Source organism: Pseudomonas sp. 18175 (assembly GCF_050432925.1).
In the GTDB taxonomy this organism is placed as follows: domain Bacteria; phylum Pseudomonadota; class Gammaproteobacteria; order Pseudomonadales; family Pseudomonadaceae; genus Aquipseudomonas.
In genome coordinates this window covers 213488-226769 of record NZ_JBKFTO010000002.1, presented here as the reverse complement: position 1 = coordinate 226769, position 13282 = coordinate 213488, and the positions used below count along the sequence as shown (strand labels likewise).

The window sequence follows — 13282 nt, the reverse complement described above, 5'->3', positions numbered from 1 at the left end:
GCCCGCTCACTACAATCCCCCGTGCAACGCTTTGGCCGCCACAAGCAAACCCTGGAACTTGCGATAACGCGCTTCCAGGACTTGCTGTTGCGCCAGGTCAGGCGTGTACCGCGTCTTCACCGGCATTCCCGCCCGCAGTAACTCATCCCCCTGCCCAATCGCCAGAAACCCCAGCTTCGCCGCGCCAATGCACGCGCTCAACTCACTGCCCTGCAAGGTGAAGATCTCCCGTTGCAGGATGTTGGCCAGCAACTGCGCCCAGTACTCACTGCGCGCCCCGCCGCCTACCAAGGCGCATGGCCCTACTGGAGCGCCGGCCGATTGAACGGCGTGCAAGGCGTCCAGCAGGCCGAAGCCCACGCCTTCCATCACCGCATAACCCAGCATGGCCGGCGTGCAGTCGTGGCCAAGGTTCATAAAACCACCGCGCAGCAGCGGGTCGTTATGGGGCGTGCGCTCGCCCGCCAGGTACGGCAGAAACAGCGGTGCATCCAACGGCACCGCCCGCTCAATCGGCCATTGCGCTTGCACCTGGTCGAGCAATGCCTGTTCATCCACGGTGCCGGTCAGCCGCGTGACCCAACGCAGGCAACTGGCGCCGGCGAGCATGGCGCCCATGGTGTACCAACGCTGCGGCAGCGCATGGCAAAAGCTGTGCACCGCACTCGCCGGGTTGCCGGCGGCATGGTCGGTAATCGCAACTAACGCGGCACTGGTGCCCAGGGTGATAAAGGCATCACCGGCATTGATCGCGCCGATTCCTACGGCGGCCACCGGGTTGTCCCCACCGCCCCCGGCAATCACCACGCCAGGTGGTAGCCCCAACTCAGTCGCCGTCACTACGGCACTGCCAGCACCGCCTTCCACCAACCGCGGCAGCTGCTCGGGCGTCAGGCCGGTAGCACGCACCATGGGGCTGAACCATTCGCGCTGCGCCACATCCAGCCACAGCGTTCCCGCCGCATCGGACATCTCGCTGATACGCTCGCCACTCAAACGCAGGCGCAGGTAGTCCTTGGGCGACAGCACGCAGTCAATCGCCTTGAACACCTCGGGCTCATGGCGTTGCAACCACAGCAGTTTCGGGGCCGTCAGCCCCGCCATGGGCAAGCTGCCGGTGATGACGGCAAACCCTGGCCCAAGTTGCTCGGCCTCGTCGATGGCACGGGAGTCGTCCCACAAGATCGCGGGGTACAACACGCGGTTGTCATCCCCCAACAACACGGCGCCGTGCATCTGCCCGGACAGGCCGATACAGGCCACGCGCGCAAAGCCTTCATGACAACGTAATTGCTCAAGCGCCTGCAAACAGGCTTGCCACCAGTCTTGCGGGGCTTGCTCCGACCAGCCGCCGTGGCGCCGCGAGACGCTCAGGCGCACGCCGGCATGGGCCAATACCGTGCCGTCAAGGTCCATCAGGATGGCCTTGAGTTCCGACGTGCCCAGGTCGATGCCGAGGGAAACAGGGTTGCTCATACGTGTGTCATTCCACTCCAGTACAGCCACATGAGTTTCGCAATTGAAGGCGCGGCGCCAGGCGCACACTGGCGGTCGGCGCGCTGGGCAGTGCCATGCGTTGCAACAACAGGTGCACCGCGCGCGCGCCGAGGGCCTCGACCGGCTGCGCGATCAGCGTCAGGCGCGGCACAAAAAAATCTGCCCAATCAAAATCATCGAAGCCCACCAGGGCCATCTGCCCTGGCACAGCGAGCCGGGCATCACGCAGGGCATGCATGGCGCCCAGGGTCATCAGGTTATTGCCAGCCATGATCGCCGTGGGCGGGGCCGGTAGCGCCAGTAGTTGGGCGGTGGCTGCCCGTGCCGGTTCGCTGTTGGAACCCCCCTGCACCAGCAATTGAGGGTCAAACACCAAGCCCGCCACCTGCAATGCAGCCCGGTATCCGGCGATACGCTCGTCGGTGGTGCCAAGCCCCTCACGCCCGGCGATAAAGCCGATGCGACGGTGCCCGTGGTCGATCAGGTGCGTTATCAACGCCTGGGTGGACTGGGTGTTTTCCACACCGACCTGATCGAATTGCTCACTCATCATGCGGTCCACCAGCACCGTCGGCACCTCATTGGCCCGCAGGTATTCCAAGGCCTTGGACCCCGTGGACGGCGCCAGCAGAATCCCGTCGACACGCCGGTGATGCAGCGCCGCAACCACCCGCAGTTCCTGCTCCGGGTCGTCGTGGGTGTCGACAAACAGCATCATGTAGCCGTGTTTGGCGCACTCGGCTTCAATCGCGTGCACGGTTTCGCTGAAGTAATGGTTGGACAACGCCGAGATCGCCACACCAATGGTGTTGGTGCTCGACCGGGCCAGCGAGCGCGCCAGGGTATTGGGGATATACCCCAGCTCCTGGACCGCCCGCTCAACCGCCTGCACCGTGGCCGCGCTGACCTTGCGGGTGCCGTTCAACACGTGGGACACGGTGGATGCCGACACCCCCGCCCTGCTCGCCACGTCATCCATGGTCACCACGGCGCCGCTCCCCTTAACGGATCAATGTTTGCTCGACCAGCCGCTGTAGCTGCCTACGTTGTCACGGGTGATCAGTTTTGGTGTAAGCAGGGTAACCGCTTCGCTCGGGGCTTTGTCATTGAGCAGGTCATTGCCCACATTCACGGCGGTCTGGGCCATGGCCCACGGGTCCTGGCTGGCGGACGCCTGGATCTGCGACTCGGTTTTCAACGCATTCTCGATATCCGGCGCACCGTCCACCGAAGTGATGATGATGCCGCTGCGCTTGAGCTGCTTGGCCGCCAGGTCGCTGCCGATGGCTTGGGGGTCGTTGATCGCGAACAGGCCGTCGATTTTCGGGAACCGGGTGAGGTAACCCTGCATCACGTTCAGGCCGCCTTCGCGTGAGCCCTTGCCGTCCTGGTCGTCGGACAGCACCTTGATATCCGCCGCACCGGCCAGCGCCGCCTTGCAACCCTTCACGCGGTCGGTCACCGCCGTGACCTGCGGGCCATTCTGGATGATCACGTTGCCTTTGCCGCCGAGTTTGTCCACCAGGTACTGGCAGGCCAACTTGCCGGCTTCAACGTTATCGGTCTGTACCGTGGCGTTGACGCCCTTGGCATCCACATCCACCGCCACCACGACGATACCGGCATCCCGGGCTTTCTTGATCGCCGAGGCCATGGCCGACGGGTCAACCGCGTTGATCAGGATCAGGTCGACCTTGGAGGAGATAAAGTTATCGATCTGCGAGAACTGCTTGCTCAAGTCATAGTCGGCCGACACCGAGGTGACCTTGACGTTGGGGTTCAGTTCTTTGGCACGCGCCGTGGCGCCATCGGCCAGGGTCACGAAATACGGGTTACCCAACGACCCCATGCTGATACCGAGGGCCTTGAGCTCTCGCGCCTCAACCGCTTGGGACATCAGGGCAGCCAGGGCAATAACGGGAAATACGCGTTTGAAGTTCATACGGGTTCTCTCTTGTGATTGTTATATGAGTGAATCAAGTCCGCGCACCGGACTGGCGATAACGGTCCAACGCCACTGCGCCAATGATCACGATGCCCTTGATGATGTACTGCCAGATATCCGATACCCCCAGCAGCACCAAGCCGTTGGTCAGCACCGCGATAATCAGCGCGCCGATCAGCGTGCCGCCAATGGTGCCGACGCCGCCGGTAAAGCTGGTACCACCGAGGATCACTGCTGCAATCGCATCCAATTCATAGGACTGCCCCAGTTGCAGGCCATTGGCGGCGAACAACCGCGACGCGCTCATCACTGCCCCGAGCCCGGCCAACGCGCCGGACATGGCATAGACAAACAGCAGCACCTTCCACACCTTGATCCCCGACAACCGCGCCGCTTCCGGGTTGCCGCCCACCGAATAGATCTGCACCCCCATCACCGTGCGGCGCAGGATGAACCACGACAGCGCCACCACCGCCACGGCAATCACCACCAGCCAGGGCACGCCAAGGATCGAGTCATTGCCGATAAACGCGAACGGCAGGTCCGGGTTGAACACGGTCTTGTCATCCGCCAGCAATCTGGCCAAACCGCGCATGGCGGTGAGCGCACCGAGGGTGACGATAAACGGCGGCAGGCGCATAAAGGCGATCAAGCCGCCATTGACCAACCCCAGCAACAGGCCAAAGCCAATCCCGGCGGCGATCCCGAACATGCCGAACTGCGGCGACATGGACGCCTGCAACGCCACCACCGCCGAGGCGGCCAGGATCGCCCCCACCGACAGGTCGATACCCGCCGTGAGGATCACAAAGGTCATGCCCGCCGCCAGCACCACATTCACCGACGCCTGCTGGGTGATGATCGACAGGTTCTGCACGGTCAAAAAGTTTTCGCTGGCCAGGGCAAAGCCCACCAGCAACAACACCAGCACCGGCAACATGCCCACGGTGCGCATCAGTTCACGGGCGCGTTCGGCCCTGCCCATTGTTGCGATATTCAACTCAGCCATTGGCAGCCACCTGATCGCCACCGGTGGCGAGGTCAATAATGCGTTCCTGGGAGATGACGTGGCCCGAGGCCCCGCCGACTTCGGCCACCAACTGGCCTTCGCGCATGATCAGCACGCGGTCGCAGGTGCCGATGATTTCCGGCAGCTCGCTGGAGATCACCACAATGCCCACCCCGGCCTGCGCCAGTTGATTGATGATGCGGTAAATCTCGGATTTGGAGCCGATGTCCACGCCACGGGTAGGCTCATCGAGGATCAGCACATGGGGCTTGACCTCCAGCAAACGCGCCAGCAGCACTTTTTGTTGGTTGCCGCCAGACAGCGCGCCCACATTGACCTTGCCCGACGACACGCGGATCGACAGCGACTGGATCGCGTCGTTGGAACGCTGCGCAGCATGCCCGCGATCCAGCACGCCGCCAGCATGGGCATCCGGCACGCAGGCGCAGACGTTGATGTTGTCAGCCACGCTCATGTCCAGGAACAGGCCCTGGGCCTTGCGGTCTTCGGTGAGGTACACCACGCCTGCACCAATCGCATCGGCCGGGGTGCGCAGTGAGGTCACGTGCTTGCCGACCACTTCCAGTGTGCCGCTGGTGCGTGGGTCGGCGGCAAAGATCAGCCGTGCCAACTCCGTGCGCCCTGCCCCTACGAGCCCTGCTATGCCCAGCACCTCACCGGCATGCAGGTCAAAGCTGCAATTGCGTACGCGCTTGCCATCGGCCATGTCGCGCACGCGCATCACCACGTTGCCGGGGTTGTAGGCGGCGTGTTCCTTCTTATAGAAACCGGACAGATCGCGCCCCACCATCATCTTCACCAGCACTTCGGCCGACAGCGCCTCGCGGGTCAGTTCGCCGATGTATTGGCCGTCGCGCAGCACCGACACCCGGTCTGAGAGCTCGTAGATCTCGGCCATGCGGTGGCTGATATAGATAATCGCCAACCCCTGGCTGCGCAGTTGCTTGATCAGCGCAAACAGCCGGTCGGTCTCGCGCGAAGACAGCGGCGTGGTGGGTTCGTCCATCACCAGGATGCGCGCATGACCATGCAGGGCGCGGGCGATTTCCACCAGTTGACGCTCGGCAATCGACAGGCTGCTAACCAGGGTGGCCGGGGTGAATTCGGCGCCCAGGCGTTGCAGCACTTCACTGCAACCGGCCTGCATGCCTTTGCGGTCGATGGTCCAACCACGGCGCAGTTCGCGGCCCAGGTAGATGTTCTCGGCCACGCTGAGGTTGGGGCACAGGCTCAGCTCCTGGTAGATCACGGCGATGCCGAAGGCTTTGGCGGTAGCGGGGTCGAAGGTGGCGACAGCTTCGCCGCCGATGCGGATCTCACCGCCGGGGTCAGCCTGGTAGGCGCCGGAAAGGATTTTCATCAGGGTAGATTTGCCGGCGCCGTTCTCCCCCATCAAGGCGTGGATTTCGCCGGGGTAGACCTTAAGGCCGACATTTTTGAGCACCCGCAAACCGTTGAAGGTTTTGCTGATGCCCTGCATCTCAAGCAAGGGTTCAAGGCTCATGGCTGAGCTCCTGGTTTTATTATTTTTGTTGTCGCGTGCTGCCGACTCTAGAACAGATACATTTTGTTGCGCAAGCGCTTGCTTATGGGTTTTTGTGCTTGAAGAAACGTTTCACCAAGTGCTTTTTGCACGCAAGGCTCTAAACCGCCGTCTTTGCCGTTTGTCTGCTATTGTCCAAGCACCTCATCTCCTCCTCGTCGCTTTATCGCGATCTTCTGTGAGCATGCTCTGCGCCATCGCCCTTTGACGATGGCGGGCCTGAACATCACGGAACGCCCCAGCGATGGACACCCCCTCAGCCGCCCCACCGCAATCACGCGCCGAGAAGATCGTCGAATTCAAGCGCCAGAAAACCCTGCTCAAGGCCGGTGCCCTGCAGGACGCGATCTTCAACAGCGCGTACTTTTCCAGCATTGCCACCGACGAAAAAGGCGTCATCCAGATCTTCAATGTCGGCGCCGAACGCATGCTCGGCTATGCCGCTGCCGATGTGGTCAACCGCATCACGCCCGCCGATATTTCCGACCCCGTTGAACTGATCACCCGCGCCGCCGCCCTCAGCCAGGAGCTGGACACGCCGATCAACCCTGGCTTCGAGGCGCTGGTGTTCAAGGCCTCGCGGGGCATCGAAGACATCTACGAACTGACCTACATCCGCAAAGACGGCAGCCGCCTGTCGGCCATGGTCTCGGTGACCGCCCTGCGCAACCGCCACGAAACCATCATCGGCTACCTGCTGATCGGCACCGACAACACCGCGCGCAAGCAAGAGGAGGCCGAGCGCAAAGGCTTCGAACGCGCCCTGGAAGAAAAGAACCTGGAATTGGAACATGCCAGCCACATGAAGTCCGAGTTCCTCGCCACCATGTCCCACGAGTTGCGCACGCCGCTCAATGCCGTGATTGGTTTTTCCGAGGCGCTCAAGGATGGGTTGGTGGGCGACATGAGCGACACCCAGCGCGAGTACATCGGCGACATCTTCACCAGCGGCCAACACCTGTTGTCACTGATCAACGACATTCTCGACCTGTCCAAGGTCGAGGCCGGGATGATGGCCCTGGAGCTGGAAACCGTTGAACTGGCGGGGTTATTGGCCAACAGCCTGCTGATCGTGCGCGAGAAGGCGGCGCTGCAACGCATCCAGTTGAAGCTGGAGAGCACCGAAGACTTCGGCACCCTCGCACTGGACCTGCGCAAGACCAAGCAGATCATCTACAACCTGCTGGCCAATGCGGTGAAGTTCAGCGAGCACGGCAGTTGCGTGACGTTGGCGGTACGCGCGGTCAACCGCGAGCACGTTGGGCATATTGCCGGCGACTGGCCGGTGCACGGTTTTGAGTTGCAGCCCAGCGCCCAGCAGCAGTTTCTGGAGTTCAGCGTCAGCGACACCGGCCTGGGCATTGCCGAGGACGATATGGGCAAGCTGTTCAAGGCGTTCAGCCAGATCGACAGCAGCCTGGCGCGCAAATTCGAAGGCACGGGCCTGGGGTTGGCGATGGTCAAGCAACTCACCGAGCTGCATGGCGGCAGCGTGGCCGTGGCCAGCCGCGAAGGCCTGGGCGCGCGTTTTGTGGTGTGGCTGCCGCTGCACCGCACCGCCAACCCGGAGGCGCCATGGCCAGCATCCTGATCGTCGAAGACAACGAAGCCAACATGCGCCTGGCGCGTCTGCTGCTGGTCAATGCCGGCCACAGCGTGTTGTGGGCCGCCGATGGCGAAACCGGGCTGACCATGGCCCGAGAACAACAACCGGCGCTGATCCTGATGGACATCCAGTTGCCGGGCATGGACGGCCTGACCGCCACCGCACTGCTCAAGCAAGACCCGCTAACGGCGCATATCCCGGTGATCGCCCTGACCGCCATGGCCATGAAGGAAGACCGCGAAAAGACCCGGCTGGCCGGTTGCGACGCCTATGTGATCAAGCCCCTGCGCTATAAGGAGCTGTACCAGGTGATCGACACACTGCTGGCACACCCCCCACTCAGATGAGTTCCCACCATGGCAACGCTGCTGATCGTCGATGATGAACTCCAGGTGCGTAAGCTGCTGGAAACCTTGCTGCAATACGAGGGTTATCACACCCAAAGCGTCGCCACCGGCGAAGAAGCCCTGGCCTTGGTGGCCGAGCAGCCGCCGGACCTGATCCTGCTGGACATCATGATGCCCGGCATGGATGGCTACGAAGTGGCCAACCACCTCAAGAACAACCCGGCCACGGCAAATATCCCGATCATCATGCTCTCGGCGTTGAGTGAGCCCAGCGCGCGTGTGAGCGGGTTGCAGACCGGCGCCGAAGAGTTCATCAGCAAACCGGTGGAGCGCGTGGAGTTGTGGCTGCGGGTGCGCAACCTGCTACGCCTGAAAACCTATGGCGACCAACTGAAAAACCACAGCCTGATGCTGGAGCAGCAACTGCGCGAACGCGGCACCGAAACCGCGAAGATGAACGTGCATGACCTGGCCCGCCTGGACCTGGAAAACGCGTTGCGCCAGGCGGTGACGGCAGGTGAATTCACGCTGCATTACCAGCCCAAGCAGTCTTTGAGCAACGGTCGGGTCAGCGGCCTGGAAGCACTGCTGCGCTGGGAACGCCCCGGCTATGGCACGGTGTCGCCGGCAGTGTTTGTGCCGATCCTGGAGCACCTGGGGTTGATCGTCAGCGTGGGTCGCTGGGTGATCGAGCAAGCCTGCCGGCAAATCGCGTTATGGCAGCGCTCGGGCATCGGCGCGATGGAGGTGTCGGTGAATGTGTCTGGCCATCAACTGATCGAAGGTGATCTGATCGCCGATATCGGCCGGCTATTGGCCCAAACCTCGGTAGAACCCCACTGGCTGGAGGTGGAACTCACCGAAAGCTCCTTGATGGACAACACCCAACACACCATCACCAGCCTGCAACGCCTGCGAGCGATGGGGGTGAAGATCGCCATTGATGACTTCGGCACCGGTTACTCCAGCCTCGCTTATCTGCGGCGCTTTCCTCTGGACACCTTGAAGATCGACATTGCGTTTATCCGCGAAGTCACCAGCAACCCGCAGGACGCAGCGATTGCCCGCACCATCATCGAACTGGCCCACAGCTTGGGCTTGCGCGCCGTGGCCGAAGGGGTGGAAACGGCTGAGCAACTGGCGTTTTTGAAACAGGCCGGTTGTGATCAACTCCAGGGGTATCTGTTAAGCCCGCCATTGCCGGTGGCGGCGCTGGAGCGCTGGCTGCGGGACCAACGCGGATTATGACGGTGGGGCCAGCGGCCCGCCGTTGTAGCATCCGGCAACCTTAGCCGTTCATTTCCTATGGAATCCACGGCGATCTTTCAGACACCTATTCAGGGTCGGCAGTCATAAACGCTACCGATGCACATCCGAATTTTCCCTGATGAGCGCCTGAATCATGAGTGTCAACCCATTGTCCAACGTGCCTAGCCCTTCACCTCGCCTGCAGGTTCAGGAGGTTGAACAACCTGCTCCCGCGCAAGCCCGTACGCCGACGCCCGCCGTATCCGCCAACACCCGGTCTGGAGGCAATAGAGCGCTGGCCGAGCTGTATGGTACTGCGCTGCTCAAAATAACGGGCGATGCAGCCCAAGATGACCGCCTGGAGATCGATCCCTTGCCGGCCCACTCCACGTTTGGTCAGTGGTGGTCCCTGTTGGGCCGGGCCTTCCAGTCCCCGCAGACCCAGCAATGGATAGACAAGCTTGGCGTGGAGCCTGGGTCAATCCTGCTGACACCCAGGGCCGGGCAGATCCAGTTTCGGCTGACCCGGGAACGTGACCCGCAGCAGATCTTGTACACACTAACCCGCGAGGATCCAGGCTGGGCCGCGATAAGTGGCCCTATCATGGCTGCGGCAAAAGTCCTCGCGGCAGGTGACACCAGCGCTTCGTTCAAGCCGCCGCTGAACACTTCCAGCAGGCATGCACCACTGGGCACCGTCAGGCATTTCTACAAAGAGCCCCACACATCCACCCGTTCCGCCGCCGAGGCGCGTGCAGCCACCTTGTTGCAGGAGAAGGCGTTTGTCGAACTGCCCCCTGGGCGTCACCTGAAACTGCACGACAGTCGCAGCGAAATCGCGCTTGAACGGCACCACGCGGCACTGGCCGATATTGACAGCCGATTCCAAGTCGCCAGCGGGTTGAGGCAGTTATCCGCTGGGGAGGACGTCGACATTACCGGCCAGTTGCAGCGCCTGAAGGTCGCTATACCGCGCGACAGCAGCTATCAACCGGTCGCAGCAGGCAAAAACAACGCCGTGAGCCTCAAGCAATACCTGGATGACCACGGCTTCGATATCCCCACCACCCGTAGCCAACTGGACAACCTCGCCAACACCCTGGCGACTGCCGCACCGCGCTCGCCGTTGCACGGCGACTACTTGGGCGCCTTGGCTTGGCCGCACCCTGTTGACCCGGCTATTTTCCAGGAACTCAGGACTGCGCTAAGCCCGGGTCAGTTGGAGGGTATCGACCTCAGCGCATTCAAAAACGTGTTGGCGTATTTGCTGGAGAAACGTCAGATTTCCCCTGCGGAAACCCGTAACCCGCGTCGCTTGCTCGATAACCTGATCAACTCGCCTAAGGGGCAGGCGTTGGGGGCGGCGCTTCAAGCCTGGCTTGAAGCAAAGTCGATCAAGGGCAGCGCCAATGACTGGCTGCTGGCGGCCCTGCACCTGGACACAAACGCTGCGACCGCGCCGGCAGACCCACACATCACTGTCGAAGGGTACCCGCTCATGTCCGCCGAAAACGCGGACAAGACCGCCTCGACGGTCTTGTCCCAGTTGCGCATCGCGTTGCTGGTCGGTGGTAAGGCAAGCGCGCAAACGGCCGCGCTGTACACCACCTTGTTGCTTTCCAGCCGAGCCCCCGAATTTCTGGTCAAAGACATCCCGCCGTCGGTGGTGTTGGGCTCCCATGCATGGGTCAGTTTTGTGACGGCGGTTAAGCGCATCGAAGCGACCTCCCCCGGCGCGACAGCAGCGATGAGCTACGGGCAAGTCATGCTTCATGCGAGCATAGCGCCTGTCACAGTGCAGGACCGTCGCATCGAATACGTTGCCCAGCACGATGCGCTCAAGCATTGGGCAGTCGCCAACGGCATGGGTTTACCCACCACTGACGTAGCGATGCAAGCTGTGCGCACGGCCTTCGACGCGCAAGTCAAACAATTGCGTGAGGCCTCCGAGACGACGCTGACCACCACCCCGACACGCAGGGATATGGCCCTTCAAGCACTGAAAAAAGCCTTTCCCCATATGCCCGCTCAGGCGCTCGAGGACAAATGCATCACCTTGCAGCCCGCCTATCGGACGCTGCCCGGGCCTTACTCGATGCTGGACCTATACCTGGAAAGACGGGCGCTATCCGATCAATTTCCAGGCCCCAGCCATAACGTGGAACAGTACGGCCAAGCACACTTGACGGCCGGGCTTCCCAGCCAAGCGGTGTACGAACATACGCAGAGGATTGCGCCGGTAAAAAGTCGCTGGGTTAGCTCCTCAGCCGCTGTCGATATCGCAAAAGTGCTCACAACGCTCAAGAGCCTCCCCGCGATCGCCCCGTCTTTCGAGCAAGCCTTCTCGGGCTTCGCCGCCGATGTAACAAAAATAACCAAAGCCCAGGTAAAACAGCTGATTTCAACGTTGCCACTGGAGGACCGTCAGAATATTGAGTACGGCAAGGTCACCATTGCCAAAGAGATGGATCTGGCGAGGACGAACACTCAGCAGCCCAGGCGCTCACGCACCCGCGAAGGCAGCGTGTTGGTGAAGACCGAGCGTAACGGCCAGGTTCGCACCTACGAGATCAATCGCTTGAAGGGCGAAATTATCAGGCGTGTGGACCTTGGGGATTTTCCTGCCGGAGAACGGAGTGTGACAGGCAGTTACGCTTACAAGGCATTCGAAATCATCACACCTGGCGGGGCGTACGCCTCTGGGGTAAGCGATGAGCGGACTGACCCCCTCGGCATTCCCAACAGCTTTGGCAGCGACCGCACCGCCTTTATCGCCGACGCAATCGTCAAGGACCTGGACTTGCCTGCGTTGAAGCAGCAGGCCAAGGGGGTGACCACGTTTGATACGGAGCGGCCAACCTATGAAGCGGGCATAGAATTTGTCCTGAACCTGATCCCCCTGCGTTCGGCGATCGTCAACTTTCAAAAAGGTGACCTGGCCGAGGGCCTCAACGATCTGGCAATGGACATCTTTGGCTTTCTGATCGGCGTGGGAACGGCGGCCAAAGCAGGCAAGGCCGCAATGACCGGCGCGTCGGCATTAAGCAAAGCAGCCCAGGTGGCGAAAATCATCGGACGGACAGCCGTTGGCAGCCTGAACCCCGTCAGCGGTATTGGAGACCTGGCCCGTGGTGTATGGGCAGGCGCCCGCAAGACGGTCAACGCCGCCCACGAAGGTATCAACTATCTACGCGGGGCCGCGCGCAATGTGGACGTCGTTGATCTGATCAAAAACCACGACATTGCGCAGGGCACTTTGAAGTCTGCCCAAGGCGTCCAAGAAGCCAAGACCATGGCCAAGTTCGATGAGACCACCCAACAGTGGCACGCCTATGACCCGCGTACGAAGCAGGCCTATGGCAAACCCTTGAAGGATTTTGTTGCCGAACCCTCGACGCTTGCCAGCAACGCAGACAATCTGCTGCATGCAGGGTTGTCACAGGACAATGTGGTCACTATGGGTGGGCGCATGAAGAACGTGAAGTTTATCGGCCCTGAAATCCACTCGTTCGAAGATACGTACAAAGGCACTAAGCGCCTGAATATCACCGTGCATGGTGATGCTCCCAGGCCTGGAAACCTATTTCTATTCAACGGAACCAAGGCATACATAGACGATGTGCCATACGACGCCAAGGGCTTGCTCGCGCTGCTCAAAAGCCATGGTGTGGCCCCGGAGCAATTCGATAATGTTCGCCTGCTGGTGTGCTATGGCGCGAACGGTATCAGCAACTCTTTCGCCAAGAAGTTCCAGAAACTCATCAAACGGCCCGTCAAGGCGTTCGAGGGTGAAGTGATGCTGAACTACGGCTCGACAGCGGTGACCGCCGATCGCATCGAATTCCTGAAAGAGACCGCTCGATTATTTCCTAACGCTACGCCACAGCATATTGAACGGATGGCCGACTGGAGGCTTCGCAAAGATCTCAAGTCAGGCCCACCCCATGATGTGCTCAAGGAGCATGGCCAAAAAATCATCATTGACACCACGCCCCTGAACGGCCCGCCGTCCTACGTAACTACGCGCATCAATTACCGCCCCCGTCACTTTTCTTGAAAATCCAGC

9 protein-coding genes are annotated in these 13282 nt (G+C 61.3%); 4 read left to right on the top strand and 5 right to left on the bottom strand.

Annotated features, from left to right (window positions below; all coding sequences use genetic code 11):
* Window positions 1-9 precede the first annotated feature (9 nt).
* Genes xylB through ACLD1Y_RS03975 form a run of 5 tightly spaced genes read right to left on the bottom strand, consistent with a single transcriptional unit; the run spans window position 10 to window position 5976 of the window.
* Entirely contained in the window at window positions 10-1476 is a 1467-nt protein-coding gene (xylB, locus tag ACLD1Y_RS03995) for a xylulokinase (RefSeq protein WP_429475664.1), read from the bottom strand.
* Between the two features lie 7 nt (window positions 1477-1483).
* Window positions 1484-2485 carry a LacI family DNA-binding transcriptional regulator gene (locus tag ACLD1Y_RS03990; RefSeq protein ID WP_429475663.1) on the bottom strand — a complete coding sequence of 334 codons (1002 nt, stop codon included), beginning with the start codon at window positions 2483-2485 and terminating at the stop codon, window positions 1484-1486.
* 21 nt (window positions 2486-2506) lie between these two features.
* Complete coding sequence (locus tag ACLD1Y_RS03985) at window positions 2507-3439, bottom strand: ABC transporter substrate-binding protein (protein WP_429475662.1); 933 nt, start codon at window positions 3437-3439, stop codon at window positions 2507-2509.
* A 34-nt stretch (window positions 3440-3473) separates the two neighbouring features.
* On the bottom strand, window positions 3474-4451 hold the full coding sequence (locus ACLD1Y_RS03980; RefSeq protein ID WP_429475661.1) for an ABC transporter permease subunit: 978 nt from the start codon (window positions 4449-4451) through the stop codon (window positions 3474-3476).
* Window positions 4444-5976 carry a sugar ABC transporter ATP-binding protein gene (locus ACLD1Y_RS03975; protein WP_429475660.1) on the bottom strand — a complete coding sequence of 511 codons (1533 nt, stop codon included), beginning with the start codon at window positions 5974-5976 and terminating at the stop codon, window positions 4444-4446. Before ACLD1Y_RS03975 ends, ACLD1Y_RS03980 begins: the two co-directional genes overlap by 8 nt.
* Before the next feature lie 283 nt (window positions 5977-6259).
* Here ACLD1Y_RS03975 and ACLD1Y_RS03970 point away from each other — a divergent pair, with 283 nt between their 5' ends.
* From ACLD1Y_RS03970 to ACLD1Y_RS03955, 4 genes are all read left to right on the top strand, one after another.
* Window positions 6260-7606 (top strand): sensor histidine kinase, encoded by a 1347-nt coding sequence (locus tag ACLD1Y_RS03970; RefSeq protein WP_429475659.1) that lies wholly within the window; start codon window positions 6260-6262, stop codon window positions 7604-7606.
* A complete protein-coding gene (locus tag ACLD1Y_RS03965) occupies window positions 7591-7968 on the top strand; it encodes a response regulator (protein WP_429475658.1) in 378 nt (125 codons plus the stop codon). Before ACLD1Y_RS03970 ends, ACLD1Y_RS03965 begins: the two co-directional genes overlap by 16 nt.
* A 9-nt stretch (window positions 7969-7977) precedes the next feature.
* Window positions 7978-9216 carry a GGDEF/EAL domain-containing response regulator gene (locus tag ACLD1Y_RS03960; protein WP_429475657.1) on the top strand — a complete coding sequence of 413 codons (1239 nt, stop codon included), beginning with the start codon at window positions 7978-7980 and terminating at the stop codon, window positions 9214-9216.
* 154 nt (window positions 9217-9370) lie between these two features.
* Window positions 9371-13273, top strand: coding sequence for a hypothetical protein (locus ACLD1Y_RS03955; protein WP_429475656.1), 3903 nt, complete (start codon window positions 9371-9373; stop codon window positions 13271-13273).
* Window positions 13274-13282 lie beyond the last annotated feature (9 nt).

Coding starts and splice junctions, on each gene's coding strand:
- ACLD1Y_RS03980 (WP_429475661.1), bottom strand. CDS start 4,451: ATGGCTGAGTTGAATATCGCAACAATGGGCAGGGCCGAACGCGCCCGT.
- ACLD1Y_RS03965 (WP_429475658.1), top strand. CDS start 7,591: ATGGCCAGCATCCTGATCGTCGAAGACAACGAAGCCAACATGCGCCTG.
- ACLD1Y_RS03955 (WP_429475656.1), top strand. CDS start 9,371: ATGAGTGTCAACCCATTGTCCAACGTGCCTAGCCCTTCACCTCGCCTG.
- ACLD1Y_RS03985 (WP_429475662.1), bottom strand. CDS start 3,439: ATGAACTTCAAACGCGTATTTCCCGTTATTGCCCTGGCTGCCCTGATG.
- ACLD1Y_RS03960 (WP_429475657.1), top strand. CDS start 7,978: ATGGCAACGCTGCTGATCGTCGATGATGAACTCCAGGTGCGTAAGCTG.
- ACLD1Y_RS03970 (WP_429475659.1), top strand. CDS start 6,260: ATGGACACCCCCTCAGCCGCCCCACCGCAATCACGCGCCGAGAAGATC.
- xylB (WP_429475664.1), bottom strand. CDS start 1,476: ATGAGCAACCCTGTTTCCCTCGGCATCGACCTGGGCACGTCGGAACTC.
- ACLD1Y_RS03975 (WP_429475660.1), bottom strand. CDS start 5,976: ATGAGCCTTGAACCCTTGCTTGAGATGCAGGGCATCAGCAAAACCTTC.